Source organism: Brevibacillus sp. MCWH (assembly GCF_013096935.1).
Classification (GTDB): domain Bacteria; phylum Bacillota; class Bacilli; order Brevibacillales; family Brevibacillaceae; genus Brevibacillus; species Brevibacillus aydinogluensis.
In genome coordinates this window covers 13,327-36,517 of the sequence record NZ_SDLF01000007.1, presented here as the reverse complement: position 1 = coordinate 36,517, position 23,191 = coordinate 13,327, and the positions used below count along the sequence as shown (strand labels likewise).

General features: G+C 57.3%; 26 protein-coding genes. All 26 read left to right on the top strand.

Features of this window, described 5'->3' with window-relative positions:
- The first annotated feature begins 134 nt into the window (after nt 1-134).
- Nucleotides 135-1,325 carry a D-alanyl-D-alanine carboxypeptidase family protein gene (locus ETC00_RS08450; RefSeq protein ID WP_171565559.1) on the top strand — a complete coding sequence of 397 codons (1,191 nt, stop codon included), beginning with the start codon at nt 135-137 and terminating at the stop codon, nt 1,323-1,325.
- Between the two features lie 149 nt (nt 1,326-1,474).
- A complete protein-coding gene (spoIIAA, locus tag ETC00_RS08445; RefSeq protein WP_171565558.1) occupies nt 1,475-1,825 on the top strand; it encodes an anti-sigma F factor antagonist in 351 nt (116 codons plus the stop codon).
- Nucleotide 1,826: 1 nt separating this feature from the next.
- Nucleotides 1,827-2,273 (top strand): anti-sigma F factor, encoded by a 447-nt coding sequence (gene spoIIAB / locus ETC00_RS08440; protein WP_171565557.1) that lies wholly within the window; start codon nt 1,827-1,829, stop codon nt 2,271-2,273.
- 11 nt (nt 2,274-2,284) lie between these two features.
- Complete coding sequence (sigF, locus tag ETC00_RS08435) at nt 2,285-3,040, top strand: RNA polymerase sporulation sigma factor SigF (RefSeq protein WP_171565556.1); 756 nt, start codon at nt 2,285-2,287, stop codon at nt 3,038-3,040.
- A gap of 113 nt (nt 3,041-3,153) precedes the next feature.
- Nucleotides 3,154-3,768: a stage V sporulation protein AA gene (locus ETC00_RS08430; RefSeq protein WP_171565555.1), complete on the top strand. Its 615-nt coding sequence runs from the start codon at nt 3,154-3,156 to the stop codon at nt 3,766-3,768.
- Entirely contained in the window at nt 3,765-4,184 is a 420-nt protein-coding gene (locus ETC00_RS08425; RefSeq protein ID WP_171565554.1) for a stage V sporulation protein AB, read from the top strand. Before ETC00_RS08430 ends, ETC00_RS08425 begins: the two co-directional genes overlap by 4 nt.
- A gap of 128 nt (nt 4,185-4,312) precedes the next feature.
- Entirely contained in the window at nt 4,313-4,792 is a 480-nt protein-coding gene (spoVAC, locus tag ETC00_RS08420) for a stage V sporulation protein AC (protein WP_171565553.1), read from the top strand.
- Nucleotides 4,793-4,805: 13 nt separating this feature from the next.
- Nucleotides 4,806-5,834, top strand: coding sequence for a stage V sporulation protein AD (gene spoVAD, locus ETC00_RS08415; protein WP_171565552.1), 1,029 nt, complete (start codon nt 4,806-4,808; stop codon nt 5,832-5,834).
- Entirely contained in the window at nt 5,834-6,184 is a 351-nt protein-coding gene (spoVAE, locus tag ETC00_RS08410; protein WP_171565551.1) for a stage V sporulation protein AE, read from the top strand. Before spoVAD ends, spoVAE begins: the two co-directional genes overlap by 1 nt.
- Nucleotides 6,185-6,213: 29 nt before the next feature.
- A complete protein-coding gene (gene spoVAEA, locus ETC00_RS08405) occupies nt 6,214-6,855 on the top strand; it encodes a stage V sporulation protein SpoVABEA (RefSeq protein WP_171565550.1) in 642 nt (213 codons plus the stop codon).
- Nucleotides 6,782-8,254, top strand: a complete 1,473-nt coding sequence (locus ETC00_RS08400) for a spore germination protein (RefSeq protein WP_171565549.1) — start codon at nt 6,782-6,784, stop codon at nt 8,252-8,254. The genes spoVAEA and ETC00_RS08400 overlap by 74 nt, the downstream gene beginning before the upstream one ends.
- A gap of 189 nt (nt 8,255-8,443) precedes the next feature.
- A complete protein-coding gene (lysA, locus tag ETC00_RS08395; RefSeq protein ID WP_171565548.1) occupies nt 8,444-9,766 on the top strand; it encodes a diaminopimelate decarboxylase in 1,323 nt (440 codons plus the stop codon).
- A gap of 86 nt (nt 9,767-9,852) precedes the next feature.
- Nucleotides 9,853-10,287, top strand: a complete 435-nt coding sequence (locus ETC00_RS08390) for a peptidylprolyl isomerase (RefSeq protein ID WP_029099542.1) — start codon at nt 9,853-9,855, stop codon at nt 10,285-10,287.
- A 208-nt stretch (nt 10,288-10,495) separates the two neighbouring features.
- Nucleotides 10,496-11,170: a site-2 protease family protein gene (locus ETC00_RS08385; protein ID WP_171565547.1), complete on the top strand. Its 675-nt coding sequence runs from the start codon at nt 10,496-10,498 to the stop codon at nt 11,168-11,170.
- A gap of 25 nt (nt 11,171-11,195) precedes the next feature.
- Entirely contained in the window at nt 11,196-11,963 is a 768-nt protein-coding gene (locus tag ETC00_RS08380) for a segregation and condensation protein A (RefSeq protein WP_171565546.1), read from the top strand.
- Entirely contained in the window at nt 11,953-12,537 is a 585-nt protein-coding gene (scpB, locus tag ETC00_RS08375; RefSeq protein WP_171565545.1) for an SMC-Scp complex subunit ScpB, read from the top strand. Before ETC00_RS08380 ends, scpB begins: the two co-directional genes overlap by 11 nt.
- Before the next feature lie 93 nt (nt 12,538-12,630).
- On the top strand, nt 12,631-13,791 hold the full coding sequence (locus ETC00_RS08370; RefSeq protein ID WP_171565544.1) for a D-alanyl-D-alanine carboxypeptidase family protein: 1,161 nt from the start codon (nt 12,631-12,633) through the stop codon (nt 13,789-13,791).
- Nucleotides 13,784-14,374, top strand: coding sequence for a nucleoside recognition domain-containing protein (locus ETC00_RS08365; RefSeq protein WP_171565543.1), 591 nt, complete (start codon nt 13,784-13,786; stop codon nt 14,372-14,374). The genes ETC00_RS08370 and ETC00_RS08365 overlap by 8 nt, the downstream gene beginning before the upstream one ends.
- A 15-nt stretch (nt 14,375-14,389) precedes the next feature.
- Nucleotides 14,390-14,923 carry a spore maturation protein gene (locus ETC00_RS08360; RefSeq protein ID WP_171565542.1) on the top strand — a complete coding sequence of 178 codons (534 nt, stop codon included), beginning with the start codon at nt 14,390-14,392 and terminating at the stop codon, nt 14,921-14,923.
- A gap of 103 nt (nt 14,924-15,026) precedes the next feature.
- Nucleotides 15,027-15,776: a pseudouridine synthase gene (locus ETC00_RS08355; protein WP_171565541.1), complete on the top strand. Its 750-nt coding sequence runs from the start codon at nt 15,027-15,029 to the stop codon at nt 15,774-15,776.
- Nucleotides 15,777-15,891: 115 nt separating this feature from the next.
- Nucleotides 15,892-16,416: a thiol-disulfide oxidoreductase ResA gene (resA, locus tag ETC00_RS08350; RefSeq protein ID WP_171565540.1), complete on the top strand. Its 525-nt coding sequence runs from the start codon at nt 15,892-15,894 to the stop codon at nt 16,414-16,416.
- A gap of 12 nt (nt 16,417-16,428) precedes the next feature.
- Complete coding sequence (gene resB, locus ETC00_RS08345) at nt 16,429-18,084, top strand: cytochrome c biogenesis protein ResB (RefSeq protein WP_171565539.1); 1,656 nt, start codon at nt 16,429-16,431, stop codon at nt 18,082-18,084.
- Nucleotides 18,085-18,109: 25 nt separating this feature from the next.
- On the top strand, nt 18,110-19,339 hold the full coding sequence (ccsB, locus tag ETC00_RS08340) for a c-type cytochrome biogenesis protein CcsB (protein WP_171565538.1): 1,230 nt from the start codon (nt 18,110-18,112) through the stop codon (nt 19,337-19,339).
- A gap of 95 nt (nt 19,340-19,434) precedes the next feature.
- Nucleotides 19,435-20,151, top strand: a complete 717-nt coding sequence (locus ETC00_RS08335) for a response regulator transcription factor (RefSeq protein WP_171565537.1) — start codon at nt 19,435-19,437, stop codon at nt 20,149-20,151.
- Nucleotide 20,152: 1 nt separating this feature from the next.
- Complete coding sequence (locus tag ETC00_RS08330) at nt 20,153-21,934, top strand: ATP-binding protein (RefSeq protein WP_171565536.1); 1,782 nt, start codon at nt 20,153-20,155, stop codon at nt 21,932-21,934.
- A gap of 20 nt (nt 21,935-21,954) precedes the next feature.
- On the top strand, nt 21,955-23,091 hold the full coding sequence (locus ETC00_RS08325; RefSeq protein ID WP_171565535.1) for an HAD family hydrolase: 1,137 nt from the start codon (nt 21,955-21,957) through the stop codon (nt 23,089-23,091).
- Nucleotides 23,092-23,191: the final 100 nt, after the last annotated feature.

Genomic DNA, 23,191 nt, shown 5'->3' with positions numbered 1-23,191 from the left:
GGGAAAGGTAGTGGTGGGAGCTGCCTGTCCCGTGTGAAGCGTTTCGCTCTCGGAAAACCGCTGTTGCCTTCCATGTGAATATTTTCCTGTTTGATTGGTCAGAATAAAACCATGAATGGAGGGAAGGGAATGCTATGAAAAGGACGCTGAATCTGGGTCTGTCTGTGCTCATCACATGTGTTGCTTTCTTTTCTCCAATGGCGGCGGCAGCCAATGAAAAACCCGCCCCCGATCAAAAGGAGATGAATTTCGCGCCGCACGCGACGTCCGCCATCTTGATGGAAGCGGATACGGGCACCGTTCTGTTCGAGAAAAACGCGCATGAAAAACTGCCTCCGGCCAGCATCACCAAAGTGATGACGCTGCTGCTGATCATGGAAGCGCTGGATCGAGGCGAGATCAAGCTGACCGACAAGGTTCGCACCAGCGAACGGGCGGCGTCGATGGGGGGCTCACAAATCTTTTTGCAGCCCGGAGAAGAAATGACCGTCGAAGACATGATCAAGGGTATCGCAATCGCGTCCGGCAATGACGCCTCTGTCGCCATGGCCGAGCATCTGGCCGGCACAGAAGAGGCATTCGTGGCCCGGATGAACGAGCGGGCCAAGCAGCTCGGCATGAAGAATACCCATTTTGTGAATTCCAACGGTCTGCCGGCCCCCAATCATTACTCCTCGGCGATGGACATTGCGATTATGTCCCGCGAGCTGTTAAAACACGAACTGATTACCAAATATACCGGGACCTATCAGGACTATTTGCGAAAAGACACGGACAATCCGTTCTGGCTGGTCAACACCAACCGCCTCGTCCGGTTTTACGAAGGGGTGGACGGGCTGAAGACAGGTTACACCAGCGAAGCGAAATACTGTCTGACGGCAACTGCCAAGCGCAACAACATGCGGGTGATCGCCGTCGTGATGGGAGAACCCGATACCAAGACGCGCAATGCGGAAGTGGCCACGCTGTTCACCTACGCGTTTACCCACTTCCAGGTGCAGCCGGTCTATAAAAAGGGAGAAGTGGTGCAGCCGATCACCGTGGACAAGGGAAAACTGCCGCAGGTCAATGTCATTACACCGCAAGCGGTCAGTCTGCTGATGAAGCGGGGCGAATCGCCTGATCACTACACCAGGGAGGTCGTCCTGAATCAGACGGTAAATGCGCCCATCAGCAAAGACCAGGTTGTCGGTCACATCTTCATCCGAAACAAGGAAGGCAAAGAAGTAAGCCGTATTGATCTCTATCCGGAGCAATCGATAGAGAAGGCAGGCATGTGGGAGATTCTCAAGCGAACCACAAAACACGTCTTGATTGGCTATTGAACTGTCAGCACGATCGCGAAAAGAATCGAGTTGCCACGAATGTGACCTTCGGCTGCTCGATTTTTTTGTTCTTTTGTCGCATGGCAGGAAATGGAACACGCCGGACAGAAAAGAGAGAGAACTACGGGATGAAGGAGAGTGTGTCAGCCATGAGTCTACGCATCGCCACGGAGACCAAGCAGGACGTGCTGGTCGTCCGTTTGCAGGGAGAACTGGATCACCACACGGCGGAAGAGTTGCGCAGCACGGTGGATGGGATTCTGCGCAATACGCATATACGCCACATCGTACTCAGTCTGGCCGATTTGGCGTTCATGGACAGCTCTGGCATCGGAGTCATTCTCGGCCGTTACAAGCAAATATCTGCCCGCTCCGGCGAAATGGTCGTATGTTCGATCAATCCGACCATCTACCGGATTTTTGAGATGTCAGGCCTGTTCAAGGTGATCAAGTTCCGCGAAAGCGAAGCGGAAGCGCTGCATGTACTGGGGGTGGCGTAAGATGACCACGCGCAATTTCATGACGGTCTCGTTTGCTGCCCTGAGCCAAAACGAAGCGTTTGCCCGTGTGGCCGTCGCATCGTTCATCTCGCAATGGGATGTGACGGTCGAAGAGTTGGAAGAGATCAAAACGGTTGTGTCCGAGGCTGTTACCAACGCGATCATTCACGGGTACGAGGAAAACGCTGAAGGCGTGGTCCGCATCTCTGTCAGCATCGAAGACGGCCTGGTCGATCTGCTGGTAGAAGACCAGGGCAAAGGCATCGAGGACGTCGATCTGGCCATGCAGCCGCTCTACACCAGCAAGCCGGAACTGGAACGCTCCGGAATGGGCTTTACGATCATGGAAAATTTCATGGACACACTGGAGGTGGTGACCGCCGTCGGAAAAGGAACCACCGTTCGCCTGACCAAACGCCTTTCGTGTGCCAAAGCCTTGCAAAATTAGGGGTAGTGCCAATGGGTGCCGATATCAAAAATGCCAGTCAGCCTTTTCTGACCAATGATCAAGTGAAGGAATTGATTGCCAAGAGCCAGAAGGGAGATGCTGAAGCCCGCGAGCTGCTCGTCAACAGCAACATCCGGCTGGTGTGGTCGGTCGTCCAGCGCTTTATCAACCGCGGCTACGAGGCGGACGACCTGTTCCAGATTGGATGCATCGGCTTGCTGAAGGCCGTGGACAAGTTTGACCTGGCGTACGACGTCAAATTTTCCACCTACGCCGTGCCGATGATCATCGGGGAAATTCAGCGGTTTTTGCGCGACGACGGGACGGTCAAGGTGAGCCGCTCTCTCAAGGAGACGGCCAACAAGGTGCGGCGGGCAAAAGACGAGCTGTATAAAACGTACGGCCGGGCGCCGACCATTTCGGAAGTGGCGGAGGCTGTGGGCATTACGCCGGAAGAGGTGGTGCTGGCTCAGGAAGCGAGCAGGGCGCCGTCGTCGATTCACGAGACGGTGTTTGAAAACGACGGTGATCCGATTACGCTGATTGACCAGATTGCCGATGAAGGCGTCAACCGATGGTTTGAAAAAATTGCGCTGAAGGACGCTATCAGCCGGCTGAACGAGCGGGAGCAGCTGATCGTCTATCTGCGCTACTACAAGGATCAGACCCAATCGGAAGTGGCAGAGCGGCTGGGCATCTCGCAAGTGCAGGTGTCGCGGCTGGAGAAGCGCATCTTGCAAACAATCAGGGACCAGATTGAGCAGTAAGCTCGTCTGGTCTTTTTTTATGCGCGATAAAGTGTGAGGCTGCAACTGCATGATAGGACCGGCAAACGGCGCATACTAGCGAAAGATCGGCAGGGCACAAAGGAGGGGTGGACGTGCAAGAACCTTTGTATCTGCGACTGCGAAAACGGCTGTCTGTCAAACCGCAGGCGGTGATCACCCTGGGAGACATCTGCCAGCTCTACTGGGACGGGGAACGGGAGAAGGCATTAGCGAGAATGCCTGTCTATCGCGTGCAGCCGGAAGACGGCGATCTGATCATCATCGACATCATGCAGGTGATTCGCAAGATCCGGACCGCCTACCCGGAAACCCCGCTGGAGATTCAGGGAGCGGCGCAAATCATCGTGGAAGTGCTCAACCCGCGGAAACGGCCCAAGCTGGTGCTGGTAGCCGCAGTATGGCTGCTGCTGTTTGTCGGGTCGGGTCTGGCGATCATGAACTTTCATACGGACGTGAGCATGCTGCAGGTTCATCAGCGGATCCACTACCTGATCACCGGGCAGGCGAGCGAGCAGCCGCTGTGGCTGCAAATCCCCTATTCGATCGGAATCGGACTGGGGATGATCCTGTTTTTTAATCATTTGTTTAAAAAACGGATTACAGAAGAGCCCAGTCCGCTGGAAGTGGAGTTGTTCATGTATCAGCAAAGCCTGGATCAGTATTACATCCAGCACGAAAACAAGGAAAACGAGCGGACCAAGACATGAACGTCTGGCACTATCTGCTGCTGGTGCTGATCGGACTGGGAGGGGGAGTGGCCGTCGGCAGCGGATTCGTCGCCTTTATCACCGTGCTGGACATCATTCCGCGGCTGGCGCAGCTGACCAATGCCAAGCGCTACATTCAGGCGCTGGAATGGGCGCTCGTGGCCGGTGCCCTATTTTTTACCTTGGCTGACTTTTTTCAATGGGTGGCGCGTCTGCCGCTGGTGATCACTTCCCTGTACGGCATCATCGCCGGCGTGTTCGTGGGCATGCTGGCGGCGGGATTGACCGAGGTGCTGAACGTGTTTCCGATCTTGGCGAAAAGGCTGAACGTGGACGATAAGCTGATTGTCCTGCTGATGGCGATGGTGTTCGGAAAGATTGGCGGTTCACTGCTGCAGTGGCTGTTTCACTTGTAATCGCGCACTATGATGGAAAACACATCCATTCATAGAAGTGAATCGTAATTGGAATCATATGGATATGCCATATGCATGCGGTCAGGAGTGGCAGCACTGCACTTATGAATCAATAAGGAGTGATCAAGGTGGGGACCAAGACGAAAACGTCCAATTCGATGCCCATGACGAAGCAACTGTATCAGCAACAGGCGGCCAAATACCAGCCAAAGCGAAACGTCCTGCTCAATTCGCTGCGCGCCTTTTGGGTAGGCGGGACGATCTGCCTCTTGGGACAAATCTTGCAGAACATGTATATCAGCTTTTTCGGATTTACCGAAAAAACAGCAAGCAATCCGACCGTGGCCACCCTGATTTTTTTGTCCGTGCTGCTGACCGGCCTGGGCATCTACGACAACATCGGCCAGTATGCGGGAGCCGGCTCTGCAGTGCCGGTAACCGGGTTTGCCAATTCGATCGCCTCTGCCGCGATTGAGCATCGCAGCGAGGGATATGTGCTGGGGGTCGGCGGCAACATGTTCAAGCTGGCCGGTTCCGTCATCGTGTTTGGCGTGGTGGCCGCCTTTGTCGCGGGCATCTTGAAGACACTCTGGAAGATGTTCACGTAAGGGGGGACGTATCGTGGGCAGCCAAGCAGGGGAATTCCGGGTTAGCCGGCAAACCTGGCAGTTCACCAGGGACGTGCGGCTTGTGTCTTCGGCGACTGCGGTCGGCCCCAAGGAAGGGGAAGGGCCGCTAGGGACCTATTTTGACAAGGTATACGACGACATGTATGCCGGCCAGGATTGCTGGGAGGATGCAGAGCGTCAATTGATGGAGGATGCGGTGCAGCTTGCTCTGGACAAGGCGGGGCTGACCGAACAGGATGTCGACGTGATCATCGCCGGTGACCTTTTAAACCAAAACATTACGACCAACTTCACGGCAGAGCAGCTGGTCATCCCGCTCATGGGCATGTACGGCGCTTGTTCCACCTCCATGCTCACTCTGGCGAACGCGGCAGCGCTGGTGAACGCCGGCTACGTCAACCGGGCGATTGCCGCCTGCAGCAGCCACAACGCGACAGCCGAGCGTCAATACCGCTATCCGACCGAGTACGGCGGACAAAAGCCTCCGTCTGCCCAGTGGACCGTGACGGGAGCGGGGGCGGGACTGGTCGGTATCGGCGGAAACGGGCCGCGTATTACCTATGCGACCATCGGCAAAGTGGTGGACATGGGAGTGAAGGACCCGTTTGACATGGGGTCGGCGATGGCGCCCGCTGCCGTCTCTACCTTGCAGACTCATTTCACCGACACCGGCCGAACTCCGCGCGATTACGATTTGATCGTCACGGGTGACCTGGCATCGGTCGGGTATCCAATCGTCAAGGAATGGATGCAGCGGGAAGGGTATGACATGGAAGGCGTATACAACGACTGCGGCTTAATGGTGTACTCACCCGAACAGGAGGTGTTCGCGGGCGGCAGCGGCTGTGCCAGCAGTGCCGTGGTCACCTACGGCTACATCGTCGACCAGCTGAACAAAGGGCTGCTGAAAAAAGTGCTGGTGTGTGCCACCGGCGCGTTGTTAAGCCCGGTCAGCTACCAGCAGGGCAATTCCATCCCGTGCATCGCCCACGCCGTGGCGTTGGAAGGAGGAGAAGCGTAATGGAATACCTCATCGCATTCGTGGTGGGCGGATTGATCTGCGTCGTGGGCCAACTGCTCATGGACGTCGCCAAACTGACTCCCGCCCATGTCATGAGCACGCTGGTCGTCTCCGGTGTCGTTCTGGACTTCATCGGCGTGTACGACAAGCTGATCGACTTTGCCGGCGCCGGAGCCACTGTGCCGATCACCAGCTTTGGCCATGCGCTGTATCACGGAGCGATCAGCGAAGCGGAACAACACGGACTGATCGGCGTCATCACCGGTATATTCGAGGTTACCAGCGCCGGGATTTCTGCGGCGATCGCGTTTGGCTTTTTGGCATCACTTGTCTTCAAACCCAAAGGCTGAAATACCGATGCAGCGGGACGGTGATCCTCATGCGCGGACAACGGCGAAAAGTCATTCTGGTGACCGACGGTGATCACGTCGCGCAAAAAGCGGTAGAGGCCGTAGCACGTCAGATCGGCGGCCGCGCCATTTCCCTGTCAGCGGGAAATCCCACGCCTCTGTCCGGCAAGCAGATCGTGGAACTGATCAAAACGGCTGCCTCCGATCCGGTGCTGGTCATGTTTGACGACAACGGCGACGTCGGACGTGGCCAGGGCGAACGGGCACTCGAATACGTGGTCGGGCATCCCGATATAGAAGTCCTGGGCGCCATCGCCGTCGCCTCCAACACCAAAGGGGTGAGGGGGGCGTCAGTGAAGGTCTCGGTGGACAACCGGGAGCGGATTGTAGACGAGGCAGTGGACAAGAATGGTTTTCCCGATGACTCGCTGGAAAACCGCATCTACGGAGATACGGTTGACGTCCTCAACGAGCTGCAGGTGCCCAACATCATCGGCATCGGGGACATCGGCAAGATGCAGGGCAGGGATCACCTGCACAAGGGGTGCCCGGTCACATTGAGAGCGGTGAAATGGATACTGGAAAGGAGCGGTTCCCATGGCACAGAAAGTCGCGACGAAACGGCGCCCCATCTCGGAATTCGTGGACGAGAACAAGGAGTATCTGAATGAAAAGCTGGGGGTGGGGGTCAGTTTTGATGTGGGTGTGCACGAGTTTACCGTGGGCGGCACGCGTCTCCTGCTGTACTACATAAACGGCTTTGCCAGTTCCGACATCGTCGTTCAGGTAATGCGCGACCTGAACGATTTGCGGGAGCGGGACATGCAGTCCAACGTACTCGAACATTTGTACCACAAGTACATCCCGTTTTTTCAGCTGACCAAAGTGTCCACCACCGACGAGTTTTTGGACAAGCTCCTCGTGGGCCAGGTGGGAATTATCATCGACCGGTCGACGGAAGCGATCATTATGGACGCCAAGGAACTGCCCACGCGTCAGCCGGAAGAGCCGGATACGGAGCGAATCGTTCGCGGCGCCCACGACGGGTTTACGGAAACGCTGGTGACCAACACCGCTCTGACGCGGCGGCGGATTCGGGACGAACGGCTGCGTTTTGAAATCATGCAGATTGGGGAGCGGACCAAAACCGACGTGGCTCTCGCCTACCTGAAGGATGTGGCCAACGAGGGATTGATCCAGAAGCTGAGACAGCGTCTGCAAAATATCCAGATTGACGGTATTCCGATGGCGGAAAAAACCGTGGAGGAATTCATCATCGGCAAAACGCTGAACCCGTTTCCCCTCGTCCGCTATACGGAGCGGCCGGACGTGGCGGCGGTTCATCTGCTGGAGGGACACGTACTGATCTACGTGGACACGTCGCCGAGCGTCATGATCACGCCCGCCACCTATTTTCATCACGTCCAGCACGCCGAGGAGTATCGCCAGACCCCTGTCGTCGGTGCCTATCTGCGCTGGGTGCGCTTTTTTGGAATCTTCGCCTCTGTCTTTCTGCTGCCAGTCTGGCTGCTGCTGGCGATGCACCCTTCGATGATACCGGATCAGCTTGCTTATATCGGCATTAAGAAAAAGGCGGAAATTCCGCTCTTGGGGCAGTTTGTCCTGGCGGAATTGGGACTCGATCTGATGCGGATGGCGGCGATTCACACGCCGCAGCCGCTGTCAATCGCGATGGGCTTGCTGGCGGCGATTCTGGTGGGGGAAGTAGCGATCAAGGTGGGGCTGTTCGCGCCTGAAGTGATCCTCTACCTGGCGGTGGCCGCCGTCGGCATGTTTGCCACCCCCAGTTATGAACTGGCGCAGGCCAATCGGCTTGTCCGCCTCTTCCTCATTCTGATGGTCGGCTTCTTTTCCACGGCCGGACTGATGATTGGGCTGACCGTCGTACTGGTGGGATTGGCCGCCACCCGCTCGCTGGATACCCCGTACCTCTGGCCGTTTATTCCGTTCAACTACAAGGCGATGAAGGACGTGGTGATCCGCATGGCCGTGCCGATGAAAAACAAGCGGCCGAGCATTGTCCGTTCCTCCGACTCGTCACGGCAGTAGACTGCCGGGGAATTTTCTGACAATTAAGCCCTAACCCATTGTCAAACGCACTTTATTGTAGTAAATTGAATGGTAAGCCTCGGATGCTAGGTGGTTACGGCAACTGGCCAATTGCGCTCAGTTGCCTTTATGTATAAAGACACAACGCAACCGCACGGTATGCAGCAGGAGATTGGAGAGGATTTGGGGATGTTTTTGCACGGGACCAGTCGAGTAAACGAACGGGGACATTTGGAAATAGGTGGCTGTGACGTCACGGAGCTGGCTGTCCGGTACGGGACGCCATTGTACGTGTACGATGAAGCGCTGATTCGCAGCAAATGCCGGGCGTACATGGAGGCGTTCCGCCAGTCCGGGTTCCGTTTTCAGGTCGCCTACGCAAGCAAGGCGTTTTGCACCATGGCCATGTGCAAGCTGGTGGAGGAGGAAGGACTGTCGCTCGACGTCGTCTCCGGCGGCGAATTGTACACCGCCCTGCAGGCCGGGTTTCCCGCCGAGCGGATTCACTTCCACGGCAACAATAAATCATTGGAAGAGATTACGATGGCGTTGGATGCCGGCATCGGCTGTTTCGTCGTCGACAATTTTTACGAGCTGGACATCCTCCGGCAGTTGGGCGAGGAGCGAAATGAGAAGGTGGCGGTGCTCCTGCGCGTGACGCCCGGTGTAGAGGCGCATACGCACGAATACATTTCCACCGGCCAGCAGGATTCCAAATTCGGGTTTGATGTCAAGAGCGGGCAGGCATTGGACGCGATCAAGCAGGCCCACGAAAGCGACTGGCTGAACCTGCTCGGCGTACACAGCCATATCGGCTCACAAATCTTCGAGACGGACGGCTTTATCATCGCCGTTGAGCGACTGGCAGAACTGCTTCTGGAAGCAAAAGAGCGGTTTGGCTATCTTCCGCAAGTGCTGAACGTTGGCGGCGGCTTCGGCATCCGCTATGTGGAGGGGGACACGCCGCTTCCGCCAGAGGAGTACGTCAAAGCAATCACGACAGCCGTGCGGCAGGAACTGACTGCCCGTGACATCCCGCTGCCGGAGCTGTGGATCGAACCGGGCCGCAGCATTGTCGGAGAGGCAGGCACCACGTTGTATCGCATCGGCTCTCGCAAGGAGATTCCTGACGTGCGCAAATACCTGGCCGTGGACGGCGGGATGACCGACAACCTGCGGCCGGCGCTGTACCAGGCCCAATACGAGGCGGCTGTCGCCAACCGCATGAACGAACCGGCGACGGAACAGGTCTCGATTGCGGGCAAATGCTGCGAGACGGGGGACATGCTGATCTGGGATGTTACACTGCCGCCGGCACAAGCGGGCGACATCCTGGCTGTCACCAGCACTGGCGCTTACGGCTACGCCATGGCCAACAACTACAACCGGATTCCGCGCCCTGCGGTCGTCTTTGTCAAGGACGGCGAAGCGCAGCTGGTGGTGAAGCGGGAGAGCTTCGCCGATCTGATCCGTCACGACCTGCTTCCCACATGTGCTGAAGTGCTGCGCTAAGACAGCAGCGGAAGAGATTGGACGAGGGAAGTGCAGCGTGGTAAAATGGGGGCGTTATGACTCTTCCCACGTCTGGAGGCAATAGAATGAAAAAAGCGTTGATCACCATGGAAAACGGCAACCAGATCGAGCTGGAACTGTTCGATCAGGAAGCGCCGGGAACAGTGGCCAATTTTGAAAAACTGGCAAATTCGGGATTCTACAACGGCCTGACGTTCCACCGCGTCATCCCCGGATTCGTGGCGCAGGGCGGATGCCCGTACGGCACAGGAACCGGCGGTCCGGGCTACACCATCAAGTGCGAGACCGAAGGCAATCCGCACAAGCATCTGCGCGGCTCCCTGTCGATGGCGCACGCGGGCAAGGATACGGGCGGAAGCCAGTTCTTCATCTGCTACGACTCCTTCCCCCACCTGGACGGCGTTCATACCGTTTTCGGCCGCGTGACGAAAGGCATGGAGCACGTGGATGCGATCAAGCAAGGCGACAGAATGGAAAAAGTGGAAGTGTTCGCTGAATAGCGGCAAGGGAGCATATCCGTTGCATTCATCAAATCCCCTCGCGGTGGACTGCGGGAAACGCCCAGGTGCGTACAGGGCGAAGCCGGTCTGCCGGAGGGGATTTTGTGCTGCTTGTCGATAGAGCCCCGTTCTCCCATGCACTCGGGGTTGTATCCCTCCCAGTCTGCTGGTATGCTAGAAGATAGCGATTTTTTCGGAGGAGAACGGAATGGACTTTTCGGATCTGTTTCATTTTGAGTGGGAAACGGTGCCGTTTCGCTTGATTGCGTTCGTCATCGCCTTTACGCTGCACGAGTGGGCGCACGCCTACGTGGCCTGGAAGCTGGGGGATGACACGGCCAAGCGGGAAGGGCGTCTGACGCTCAATCCGATTCCCCACATTGACCCATTCGGGCTGATTTTGATTTTGTTCGGACCGTTTGGCTGGGCCAAGCCCGTGCCGATCAATCCACTGCAATTCCGCGGCAACAAACGGCTGGGGATCGTCTACGTGTCGGCGGCCGGCCCGCTGATCAACCTCGTGCTGGCTGTTTTCTTCATGACGATCTACGGCTGGGTGATGAAGTCGTACATGTTGATGGGCATGCACGAAAAGGCTGCTATCGCCATTCATGAAACGCTGTTTAACTGCGTGCTCATCAACTGTGCGCTGTTCGTGTTCAACCTGCTGCCGATTCATCCCCTGGACGGCTCCAAAATCGTCCGGTTTCTATCGCCGCGCCGCTGGGACGGATTCTTTTACAAACTGGAGGTATACGGACCGTGGCTTCTGCTGCTGCTCATCTTCCTGCCGGCGCTGCGGGGCCTGATTCTCAATACGCCGCTGAGCATGACCATCTCGTTGGTGGCAGATGCGGCTACCGCCATCTTATCGCTGTTCTAGCCAGTGGGAAACGAGGGAGTTACTTGTGTCATACAGCATCAAACTAGATTCCTTTGAAGGCCCGCTCGACCTGCTCCTGCACCTGATCGAAAAGGCGGAGGTAGACATCTACGATATCCCGATTGCGGAGATTACCGAACAGTATCTGGCGACGATCGACACGATGCAGCAGCTTCAGCTGGATGTGGCCAGCGAATTCGTCGTGATGGCGGCCACACTGTTGTCGATCAAAAGCAAAATGCTGCTGCCGCGCAAGGAAGAGCACGTGTTTCAACCGCTGTTGGACATGGACGTGGAAGAGGCAGACCCGCGGGAAGAGCTGGTGCAGCGGCTGCTGGAGTACAAACGGTACAAGCTGTTGGCCGATCAGCTCCGCGAGATGGAGACAGGGCGCAACCAGGTGTTTACGCGTCCGGCGGAAGACTTGTCTCCCTACGTCCGCGAAGAGGAGCAGACGATCAATGACGTCACCCTGTACGACCTGCTGAGCGCACTGGAAAAGCTGGTGAAACGGGTCAAGGAGAAAGACCCGATTGCCAAGGTGTCGCGTGATGAAATTTCCATCAAGGACAGAATGCAGGACATCCGGCAGCTTTTGCGGGTGGGCGGCGGCATGATCCGCTTTTTTCAGCTTTTTTCACCAGGGGCGTCGCGTACGGAGATCGTCACCACGTTTCTCGCCCTGTTGGAGCTGATGAAGGCCAAACACGTTACCTGCGTGCAGCACAAGCTGTTTCACGACATCATGATCTGCGAGAATACGGAGAAAGGAGCCCAAGCTGATGGACTATGACAAGCTGAAGGGCGTCATCGAGGGCTTGCTGTTCATCTCGGGCGACGAGGGCATTGACGCCAAGCAAATCAGCGAGATTGTCGAAGTGCCGGAAGATACCATCGTCGATTTGATCGAGGACATGAAAGCAGATTTTCGCCGGGCGGGACGCGGCATTCAGATCGTGGAGGTGGCCCGCGCCTACCAACTGACCACCCTGCCGGAACACGCCCCCTATTTTGAACGGCTGGCCTCGTCGCCGAGCCAGTCCACATTGTCCCAGGCGGCGCTGGAGACGCTGGCAATCATCGCGTACAAGCAGCCTATCACCCGCTCGGAAATCGAGGAGATACGCGGCGTGAAGTGCGAAAAGGCGCTGAACACGCTGCTCTCCAAACAGCTGATCCGTGAAGCGGGCCGGGCGGAAGGCGTGGGGCGGCCGATCCTCTACGCCACGACCAAGGAGTTTTTGGAACATTTCGGGCTGCGGGAATTGAGTGATCTGCCTGAGCCGCCTGTCAACCTGAACATCGAGGAAGCCCGGATGGAGGCGTCCGCCCTGTTCGGAAAAGCGGAAGAGACGACAAACGACTAGCTAGTCGCCATCGGACAGTTTCGGTACTACCAAACGACTCGTCCCCATATACTGGTACAAACTGCCGGTACTACATTCGTTGGGGAGGACGTTATGAAGGTACGGAAAAAACTGTGCGGCGTGCTCGTCGTTTTTCTTTTTTGGCAGATATTTTTCATGCAGCAGCAGGTGGAGGCCGCAAACGGGTTCCCCGACGTCTCCGCGGAAGCGGCCGCCCTGATTGATGTGGCCAGCGGGCGCATCCTGTACTCCAAAAACGGAACGAAAAAAATGCGGATTGCCAGCCTGACCAAAACCATGACGGCGATTGTGGCAATCGAGTCGGGCCGGCTTTCGGACGTCGTGACCGTGCCGAAGGAAGCGGTCGGAGTGGAAGGCTCCTCCATCTACCTCAAGCAGGGCGAAAAGCTGACGCTGGAAGAATTGCTGTACGGGCTGATGCTCCGCTCCGGCAACGACGCTGCCGTGGCCGTGGCCCATCACGTCGGCGGATCAGTGCCCGGTTTTGTCTACCTGATGAATGAAAAGGCGGCGCTGATCGGCATGACCCACACCAACTTCACCAATCCACACGGTCTCGACGACAGCAACATGCACTATTCCACCGCAGAGGATATGGCCAAGCTTTCCGCCTACGCGCTGCGCAATCCGATCTTTCGCCAAATCGTCTCGACCAAGGTAAAGACCATTTCGTGGGAAGGGGAGAAATGGGACCGGCGCTTGCAGAACAAAAACAAGCTGCTGCATCTGTACAACGGCGCGGACGGAGTGAAGACCGGCTACACCAAGCTGGCCAAACGCTGTCTGGCTTCCTCCGCTACGCGGGACGGTCGGCAGCTGGCGGCCATTACGCTCAATGCGCCGGATGACTGGAATGACTCAATGAAGCTGTTGGACTGGGGGTTTGAGCACTTTGCCGTGAGCAAAGTCGTGGCCAAGGGGCAAACGATTCAGGCAAATGTTGCAGCAGAAGATCCATCGCTGCGTCTGGTGACGATCAACGAGTTTGCCTACCCGCTGCAAAACGGCGAAGCCGAACAGATCCGCACGAAAGTGGAACTGCTCCAGCCGTCCGTGACGAAGCGCATGATCGGCAGTCACGTCGGATTTTTGCAGGTGTACCTCGGCGACCGATTGATCGGCCGGGTGCCGCTCACCGTGCAGGATACCTCACCGGCCTGGACGCCCGGGCGGACGCGGACGTTCTGGGACCATGTCTGGGAGATCATGGCGGGAGGGATGTGGAGTGCTTAACGTCATCTGGCTCGCCCTGATCGTCGTCAGCATCGTCGTGGCCGCCGTCAACGGACGGCTGGATGCGGTTAATCAGGCAGCATTTGAAGGAGCCAAAACAGGGGTGACCGTCGCGTTCGGGCTGGTAAGCGTGCTGGCCTTCTGGATGGGCTTGATGCGCATCGCCGAGAAAGCGGGGCTGCTGGATGTGCTCGCCCGGCTGATGGCGCCGCTGATCAAGCGGCTGTTTCCCGACGTGCCCAACGGACATCCGGCCATGGCCTACATCTTGTCCAATATGAGCGCAAATCTGCTCGGGCTGGGCAATGCGGCCACGCCGATGGGACTGAAGGCGATGGAGGAATTGCAAAAACTGAATCCCGACAAACAGCACGCCACCCCGGCCATGTGCACACTGTTGGCGATCAACACGGCCAGCATTACCCTGATCCCCACGACGATGATTGCGATTCGCATGCAGTATGGCTCGGCCAATCCGGTCGAAATCGTGGGCACGACGCTCCTGGCGTCGTTCGGCGCTACGGCTGTCGCCCTGCTGCTGGATCGTTGGCACCGATACCGTCACACCCGCAGGCTGAGATAAAGGAGGGAAGCCGGCATGTACCAATGGGTTTCCCTGATTTCGTTGTGGGCCATTCCGGTCACGATCGCGTTCGTGCTGGTGTACGGCTGGCACAGGCGGATTCCCGTGTACGAGACGTTTGTCGACGGAGCCAAAGGCGGGCTGACCACGTCCATCCGCATCCTGCCCCATCTGATCGCGATGATGGTGGCTGTTACGATGTTCCGTGAATCCGGAGCGCTGGAACTGCTGCTCTCCGTCCTGAAACCGCTGCTCGAGGTACTGCACGTGCCGGAAGAGATCGTCCCGCTCGCGCTGCTTCGCCCGCTTACCGGCACGGGGTCGCTGGCGGTGGCCACTGACCTGATTGCTCAGTACGGACCCGATTCGTTTATCGGCAGGCTGGCCGCCACGATGCAGGGAAGCACGGATACCACGCTGTACGTGCTGACCGTCTACTTTGGCGCGGTCGGCATCCGCAATTCCGCCTACGCCCTGCGGGTTGGGCTGTGGTCAGATCTGGCGGGCGTCATCTTTTCGCTGTTGATCGTCTCCTACGTCTTTGGCTGAACCGTGATGCGCTGGTTGGAAAACTTCCCGGTCGAGGGAAGTTTTTTGTTGTTCTTGTCCACACTGGTAAGAATGGGTATGATGTTGTAGAGGTGAACCATCCATGGAACGGTTGCAAAAAGTGTTGGCGCACGCCGGCGTCGCCTCACGCCGCCACTGCGAAGAATTGATTGTGCAGGGGCGGGTGCAGGTAAACGGCAAAGTGGTGCGGGAATTGGGAACGCGGGTCGATCCCGACACGGACCGGATCGTCGTCGACGGACGTCCGATTCGACTGGAACAGCACGTCTACCTGCTGCTGTACAAGCCGACGGGTGTCATCACCAGTGTCTCTGATCCGCAGGGCCGCCGCGTCGTCACCGATCTGCTGAAAGGTGTAAAGGAACGGGTCTATCCAGTGGGACGGCTGGACTACGACACGTCGGGTCTGCTGCTGCTGACGAACGACGGGGAACTGGCCAACATGCTGACACACCCCTCCTACGAGATTGATAAGGTGTACCGCGCCTGGGTAAGAGGAGTGCCCAGCCCGGCAAAGGTTGACAGACTGGAGCGGGGAATCAAGATGGAGGACGGCATGACGGCTCCCGCACAGGCAAGGCTGCTGAAGACGTCGGCCGCCGGTGATCGGGCGCTGCTGGAGCTGACGATTCACGAAGGGCGCAATCGCCAGGTGCGCCGCATGTGTGAAGCGATCGGCCATCCGGTGTTGAGTCTGGAGCGCGTCAAGTTGGGGTTTCTCACGCTGGAAGGACTGGAGCCGGGACAGTACCGGCCGCTGACGACGTCGGAAGTGGAGCGGTTGAAACGGGGCCTGACCCGGGACCGCAAGCACTTGCCGCACCGCCGCTGAATCAGCGTTCAAAATCTGTTCATATCTTGTTCGCTGGCGGAAAATCAAGGAACGTTATAATAAATAAATGAAGCAAACAGGCCGGCAACAGGCACAGATGGGAGTTAGGACAATCATGAACAAGAGCAATCGTACATACATCAGAGTGGCGATTCTGGGCGTTTTGCTGGCGGCACTGGTCTTCGCCGTTTATTCCAGCTTTGTAAAGGACCCCAACGCGGTGAAAGTAGGCAGAGACGCTCCAAATTTCAGCCTGGAACAGCTGAACGGCCCGTCCATCGCCTTGTCTGATTTGAGGGGAAAAGGCGTCGTGCTCAATTTCTGGGGGACGTGGTGCGGCCCTTGTAAACAGGAAATGCCCGCCCTGCAGAAGCAGTACGAAGCGTACAAGGACAAGGGACTGGTGATTGTGGGAGTGAACATCGGCGAAACACCGGTCGCTGTGGAACCGTTTCTGAAGCAGTTTGGCGTGACTTTCCCGATCTTGATGGACCGCGAGTCGCAAATCACCAAACTGTATCGCATTGATAAAATTCCGTCGACGTTTTTCATCGATCCGGACGGAGAAGTCAAGGAAATTTTCTTGGGGCCGTTAAACGAGGACATGATCGCCGAAAAAGTGGCCAAAATCTTGCCGTAAGAGAGGAGCAACATGGATCAGCGAAAATGTGAATGCGGACACGCCAATCCGGTTGGCACGCTGCTGTGTGAATCGTGCGGCAGGCCGCTGGAACAGGAGTTGACCGCACAAACCGGAGAGGCTGCACAGAATGGACGGGTCGCCTTTCCCGACATGCGTTACGAAGGGATGGCCCGTCGATCGCAGACCAATACGAAAAGCCTGATTGACCGGGTGTGGAATTTCTTCTCATCCGTCAAGGTCGCCATTGCCATTATCCTTGTGATTTTGATCGCCTCCGCCATCGGTACGATCTTTCCGCAGCAGCAGTACATTCCCGTACCGGTTCCGACGGAGGATGACGTCGCCAGGTTTTACAGCGAGACGTACGGTACGCTGGGGCAGATCTACTACGCGTTGGGGTTCCACAACATGTACTCGTCGTGGTGGTTTGTCACGCTGCTGGTAGCCTTGGGCACATCTCTGATCATCTGCAGCCTGGACAGGGTGATCCCGCTCTACAAGGCGCTGAACAAACCGCGCGTCAACCAACACGTTTCGTTCCTGCAAGGGCAAAAACTGTACGGCGAAGCGGAGCATCCCGCCGAGACCGAGCCGGGTGCGCTTGCCGATAAGGCAGCCGAAGCCCTGCGGAAAAAAGGCTACCGCATTTTCCGCGACGGCGATGCGCTGATGGCGGAAAAAGGCCGGTTCAGCCGCTGGGGTCCCTATGTCAACCACATTGGGCTGATTATCTTCCTGATTGGCGTCCTGATGCGGAATATCCCCGGCTTTTACCTGGACCAGTTCGTCTGGGTGCGTGAGGGGCAGACCGTGGCGGTGCCGGATACGCCGTATTACATAAAAAACGTGGCGTACCATACCGAGTACTGGTCAGAAGAGGAGATGCCGCAAGCGCTTGATCTGAACGGGGGCGTAATCCCGAAAAAGTACCAGACGGACGCGATTCTCTATCTGAACAAGAACGCCGATCTGCCCGGCGCCAAGCCGGAACTGGTCGAAGTGAAGCGGGGATCGATCCTGGTAAACCACCCCTTGATCCATGAAGACCTGTCTTTGGTCCAGTCGGGTGTGCAGGAGATGCAGTTGGGCGCACTCAACTTTGAGCTGATCGACAAGCAGGCTGGCGGCAAAGCGATCGGTCCGATCAGGCTGGATCTCTACGAGCCCAATCCGGAACTGCAGGTGGGCGACGGGATCAAGGTTCGCGTACTGGATTACTTTCCCGACTTTGTCATGGGAGAAGACAACAAACCGGCGACAAAGACCAACCTGCCGAAAAATCCGATGTTCGCATTGGAAGTGATCTCGGAAAAAGACAACGTGCGGGAAAAATTGGTGTACGTGAGCGGCACGATCATCACGCAGAAAGCGGACTCCCGTTACACACTGGAGATCAAGATGCCGGACCTGATCGACATTTCGGGTCTGATGGTGCGCATCGACAAGGCGGTACCCGTGATCTACTTCGGTTCGATCATCTTCATGATCGGCGTGGTGATGGGCTTCTTCTGGCAGCACCGCCGGATATGGGTGCAGTTTCATGAGGGGCGGCTGCTCCTGGCTGGCCACACCAACAAAAACTGGTACGGGTTGCGCAGAGAGATGCAGATGCTAATTGAACAGACGGGGCTGCAAATCGCGCTGCAGGACAGATCGAAAGCGTAAGCGGCTCCAAGGAGGGTAAATTGACGTGCAGCTCATTCAACTGAGTGATTGGCTACTGGATATTGCCTTTGTGCTGTACGTGCTCTCGTCGATTGTATTCGTCGTCGCGATGACGGGGAAAAACTGGGCGGGACGCGATCCGAAACAGCACGAATTGAAGTATGGCCGGACCGCCTACTGGCTGGCGGTGGTCGGTTTTCTCGCCCAAACCGGCTACGTGGTGACGCGATGGATTGCCGGCGGCCACAGCCCGACCAGCAACATGTTCGAATTTATCGCGTTTCTCGATTACTGTATCATCCTGGCCTACCTGATCATCTACCGCATCTACAAGCTGACCGTGATTGGCATGTTCGTGCTGCCGCTCGGGGTCATCATGCTGGCGTACTCGTACGTCTTCCCCAAAGAGATTACGCCGCTGATCCCGGCACTGCAGAGCTACTGGCTGCACATTCACGTCACCACGGCTGCTCTGGGCGAGGGGATTTTGGCGGTCGGTTTTGCCGCCGGGCTGATGTACCTGGTGCGGACCGTCCCGCAAGACAGGGCGACGAAGAGCACCCGCTGGCTGGAAACGGTTCTGGCCGTGGTGCTGATGCTGGTCGGCTTCATCGGGATGGACTCCACGTTCGCCCGCATGGATGCCAAGACCGTCTTTGAGCTGAACCAAAATCAGGAGAACACTCAGAACCAGGCGGGCAACACGAAGATAGAGTATACCCTGCCGGCCATCGTTGCGCCGAACGGTTCCACGGTAGTCCAAGCAGGTCCGATAACGCCGCTGTTCGAGGCGCCCGCCTGGATGGAAGGCAAAGATGCGGCCCGGAAGCTGAACACGATGATCTGGTCCGTCATCTCCGGGCTGGTCCTGTACGGCGGCTTGCGGCTGATTTTCCGCAAACGGCTGGGAGCCGTCATACAGCCGTCGTTGAACAGCATTGAACCGGAACTGCTGGATGAGATCAGCTATCGCGCCATTAGTATCGGCTACCCCGTGTTTACGCTGGGGGCGCTGATTTTCGCCATGATCTGGGCGGAAGAGGCGTGGGGCCGCTTCTGGGGCTGGGACCCGAAAGAGGTGTGGGCGCTGATCGTCTGGCTGTTTTACAGCGCGTATCTCCACCTGCGCCTGTCTCGCGGCTGGATCGGCGCCAAATCGGCCTGGATGTCTGTCATCGGGTTTGTCATCATCCTGATTACGCTGGTGGTGGTCAACCTGGTGATCGCCGGACTGCATTCCTACGCAGGGGTGTAGTGCCGGCAGACGCCGCAAAATGCTGGCCTGTCCGCCAGCGTTTGGGACGATCTGATTCATTTTGATTGAAAACATGGACCCAAGGGGTGTATGGTATGGAAAAAGCGGCACGCATTCTAGTGGTGGATGATGAGGAACGCATTCGCCGTCTGCTGAAAATGTACCTGGAACGAGAAGCGTTTGTCATCGACGAAGCGGACAACGGGGAACAGGCATTGGAGATGGCGCTGGCGACCGACTACGACATCATTTTGCTCGACCTGATGCTGCCCGGCATGGACGGGATTGAGGTGTGCCAAAAAATCCGCGAGCACAAAGCGACGCCGATCATCATGCTGACCGCCAAAGGGGAAGAGACCAACCGCGTGCACGGCTTCGAGGCCGGGGTGGACGATTACGTCGTTAAGCCGTTCAGCCCGCGTGAGGTCGTATACCGCGTCAAGGCGATTCTGCGTCGTTCTTCGGCTACCGCATACCTCAAGACGGATAACTTCAACAGCCACTCGGTCCTCGTTTTCCCTGATCTGACGATTGACCACGACGCTCACAAGGTGATCGCCAGCGGGCAGGAAGTAAACCTGACGCCCAAGGAATACGAGCTGCTCCATTACCTGGCGCTGTCGCCTGACAAGGTCTTTACCCGTGAGGAGCTCCTGAAAGACGTGTGGCATTACGAGTTTTTCGGCGATCTGCGGACCGTCGACACGCACATCAAACGCCTGCGGGAAAAATTGAACCGCGTCTCACCGGCTGCAGCGCAGATGATTGCCACCGTCTGGGGCGTAGGCTACAAGCTTGAGGTGCCGAAGTAACGTGGACGTCATCTTTAAAAGCGTAGTCGGCAAGCTGTGGATGACCATCATCGCACTGTTTGCCCTGGTGCTGACACTGTTTAGCCTGATGCTGGTTCAGTCGTTTGACTCCTTTTATTTTAACCGGCAGACGAAAAACCTGCAGGAATTGGCAGAAGGCCTGTCCGAAAGCCTGGCTGCCTATCCGGACAAACGGGCAGCGCTCGGCATCGCCTCCAGTTTTGGCGCCATTCACCGTACCGGTCTGGTGATGGTCGATCAAATGGGCAAGCTTGTGGGCAAAAGCGAAGGCATTGGAAAGCCAATGGTCCCGGTGGAACAACTTCTTGCCGCACCAGAGCTGAAGCTGTCCGAGGCACTGGCCGGCAAACACCCCGCGCCGGGACGCATCCTCTTTACCAACAATCCCACAGACCGGAACGCGCGCATGCAGATTATGGCCGTTGCCGTTCCGATCGAGCTTTCTCCGGGCATGCGGGGCGCGATTGTCATGTACCAGGCGATTGAAGATTTTGACGATACGGTGCGGGAAGTGCGCAAGCTGATTTTCGTCGTTGGCGTCATCGGGTTCATCTTGACCACGGTTTTCGCCTTTTTCCTGTCATCGCGCATCACTTCTCCGCTGCGGCAGATGAAAGAGACGGCACACCGGATCGCGGAAGGGGATTTTCATGCCGAAATCCCGATCCGGACGACGGACGAGATTGGCGAGCTGGCAGCTTCGTTCAACACCATGGCCAGCCGGTTGAACCAACTGGTGGATGCCCTTTCCAAGGAAAAGGAGCAGTTGGCCAGCGTCCTGCGCAGCATGGTGGACGGCGTGGTGATGATCGACGAGCAAGGGAAGATCGCCGTCGCCAACCCGCCGGCCAAACATTTTTTGCGCGACTGGGAGTACGAGCACCCGGATGAACCGGTTCCGCTGTTTGCCTTTTACCAGCAGGTGGTGCAGAGCGGCCGGGAGGTAACCGAGGATCTTCCCGTTCAGGGACGGATCTGGTCGCTGGTGATGGTGCCGCTGAACGACCGGGAGCAGATTCGCGGGGCCGTGGCCGTGTTGCGCGACATGACCCGGGAGCGAAAGCTGGACAAGATGCGCAGCGACTTTGTGGCCAACGTGTCACACGAACTGCGCACGCCGCTGTCCATGCTGCAGGGGTACAGTGAAGCGATCGTCGACGATATGGCCGCCTCGCCAGAGGAACACAAGGAATTGGCCCGGATCATTTACGACGAGTCGGTCCGCATGACCAAGCTGGTCAACGAACTCCTGAGCATCGCCAGGATGGAAGCCGGCCACGTCGAATTGAATCTGGAGCAAATCGAACTGCGCCCCTACCTGGAGCGCATTCAACGGAAATTTTCCAACTTGGCGAAGGAACGCGAGATTCATCTCCTGCTCGAAATCGACACGAAGCAGACGACGGCACTCGTCGATCCCGACAAGATGGAGCAGGTGTTGACCAACCTGATCGACAATGCGCTGCGCCACACCCCCAACGAGGGGACGGTGACCCTTCGCGCTCGGGGAGACAAAACGCTTCTGCTCGAGGTGTGTGACACGGGCAGCGGCATTCCGCAGGAAGATCTGCCGTTCGTATTTGAGCGCTTTTACAAGGCAGACAAGGCACGGACGCGGGGCAAGGCGGGCGGCACCGGACTGGGATTGGCCATCGCCAAAAATTTGGTGGAAGCCCACGGCGGAACGATCAGCGTGCAGAGCAAACTAGGAGAAGGCACGACCTTTACCATCGCTTTGCCGGACAAACCCAAGAACAAATAGCACAATAGGAGTGGAGAGAAATGATCAAGACGATACTGTTTGACGTCGATGGTGTCATGTTGAGTGAAGAGCGCTATTTTGATGCATCCGCCCTGACTGTCTGGGAAATGCTCCACAGCCCGCGCTATCTCGGCCTAGCCGGGGATACGTTCACGCCCAGTCCGGATGAAGCGGAAATTCGGCGCGTCCGCAAGCTGGTCTTTGCCGACGATGAAGTGCTCTCCTTTATCAAGTCGCGCGGCATCAACTCCAACTGGGATATGGTGTTCCTGACCTTCGCCTACCAGGTGATCCGGCTGTGCGAAGCTCTGAAACCGGCACTGGGTCAGCAGGCCACCGATCTGCTGGCTGGCCAGCTGAACCGCGCCCAGCTTGCCCGCCTGTCGGAGTGGGCAAAGGCGTACGTCCCTGACTTTTCCATTGAATACGCCAAGTTTACCAAGGATTTTGCGCGAGGCTCCGCGCAGAAAGCGGAAATGCTGCTCTATCTGAACCAGATTGCATTTGAGCGCTGCGGCGTCGTGACCAATGCGTTCTCGCGTAACAGCGACTTGTGGCGGCTGTGTCAGGAGACGTTCCAGGAATGGTATCTGGGCGATGAACGTGTGGCTGCGTCCATCGGCCGAGAAACACACCAGCCGGGGAAAAAGGGGTTTTTGACCGACGAAATCCCGATCGTCAGCCCGGAGGAACTGCAAAAGCTGTTTCGCACGTTAAAGGACAAGGGATATACGCTTGGCATCGGCACGGGCCGTCCTACTATTGAGACGCATGTTCCGCTCAGCGAACTGAAGGTGCTGGAATTTTTTGATCCGGAACGGGTGGTGACCGCCAGCCACGTGTTGGAAGCGGAAGAGGAGATTCCGGCCAGCGCGCCGCTGTCCAAGCCGCATCCGTTTTCCTATCTGAAAGGGCTGCTGGGTCTGTCCACGCCCAATCGCGAAGTGCTTGACCAATCGCTGCCGATTGCCAACGGCGACGAGGTGCTGATCGTCGGCGATTCGCTCGCCGATCTTATGGCGGCCCGCGCCATCGGCTGCCGCTTTGCTGCTACAATGACCGGTTTGACCGGACAGGAAGCCCGCCGCAAGTTTGAAGACGAACAGGCGGATTATATTCTGAACGATGTCCGCGAAGTTCTCTCCATCCTCGAATAGCGCATCAACCGGTTTCGCCGCCCCGGCATGGGGGACAGGCGAAGACTGATCTCTCCAATACAAAAACGGCTCCCGCGGGAGCCGTTTTTTTACTGCCTGT

Bases quoted from the DNA above. Each gene is read 5' to 3' on its own strand.
- spoIIAB (WP_171565557.1), top strand. From the start codon at position 1,827: ATGACCACGCGCAATTTCATGACGGTCTCGTTTGCTGCCCTGAGCCAA.
- ETC00_RS08400 (WP_171565549.1), top strand. From the start codon at position 6,782: ATGGCACAGAAAGTCGCGACGAAACGGCGCCCCATCTCGGAATTCGTG.
- spoIIAA (WP_171565558.1), top strand. From the start codon at position 1,475: ATGAGTCTACGCATCGCCACGGAGACCAAGCAGGACGTGCTGGTCGTC.
- ETC00_RS08370 (WP_171565544.1), top strand. From the start codon at position 12,631: ATGAAGGTACGGAAAAAACTGTGCGGCGTGCTCGTCGTTTTTCTTTTT.
- spoVAEA (WP_171565550.1), top strand. From the start codon at position 6,214: ATGCGCGGACAACGGCGAAAAGTCATTCTGGTGACCGACGGTGATCAC.
- ETC00_RS08425 (WP_171565554.1), top strand. From the start codon at position 3,765: ATGAACGTCTGGCACTATCTGCTGCTGGTGCTGATCGGACTGGGAGGG.
- resB (WP_171565539.1), top strand. From the start codon at position 16,429: ATGGATCAGCGAAAATGTGAATGCGGACACGCCAATCCGGTTGGCACG.
- ETC00_RS08355 (WP_171565541.1), top strand. From the start codon at position 15,027: ATGGAACGGTTGCAAAAAGTGTTGGCGCACGCCGGCGTCGCCTCACGC.
- ETC00_RS08390 (WP_029099542.1), top strand. From the start codon at position 9,853: ATGAAAAAAGCGTTGATCACCATGGAAAACGGCAACCAGATCGAGCTG.
- ETC00_RS08335 (WP_171565537.1), top strand. From the start codon at position 19,435: ATGGAAAAAGCGGCACGCATTCTAGTGGTGGATGATGAGGAACGCATT.
- ETC00_RS08385 (WP_171565547.1), top strand. From the start codon at position 10,496: ATGGACTTTTCGGATCTGTTTCATTTTGAGTGGGAAACGGTGCCGTTT.
- ETC00_RS08450 (WP_171565559.1), top strand. From the start codon at position 135: ATGAAAAGGACGCTGAATCTGGGTCTGTCTGTGCTCATCACATGTGTT.
- ETC00_RS08360 (WP_171565542.1), top strand. From the start codon at position 14,390: ATGTACCAATGGGTTTCCCTGATTTCGTTGTGGGCCATTCCGGTCACG.
- resA (WP_171565540.1), top strand. From the start codon at position 15,892: ATGAACAAGAGCAATCGTACATACATCAGAGTGGCGATTCTGGGCGTT.
- spoVAE (WP_171565551.1), top strand. From the start codon at position 5,834: ATGGAATACCTCATCGCATTCGTGGTGGGCGGATTGATCTGCGTCGTG.
- sigF (WP_171565556.1), top strand. From the start codon at position 2,285: ATGGGTGCCGATATCAAAAATGCCAGTCAGCCTTTTCTGACCAATGAT.
- scpB (WP_171565545.1), top strand. From the start codon at position 11,953: ATGGACTATGACAAGCTGAAGGGCGTCATCGAGGGCTTGCTGTTCATC.
- lysA (WP_171565548.1), top strand. From the start codon at position 8,444: ATGTTTTTGCACGGGACCAGTCGAGTAAACGAACGGGGACATTTGGAA.
- ETC00_RS08325 (WP_171565535.1), top strand. From the start codon at position 21,955: ATGATCAAGACGATACTGTTTGACGTCGATGGTGTCATGTTGAGTGAA.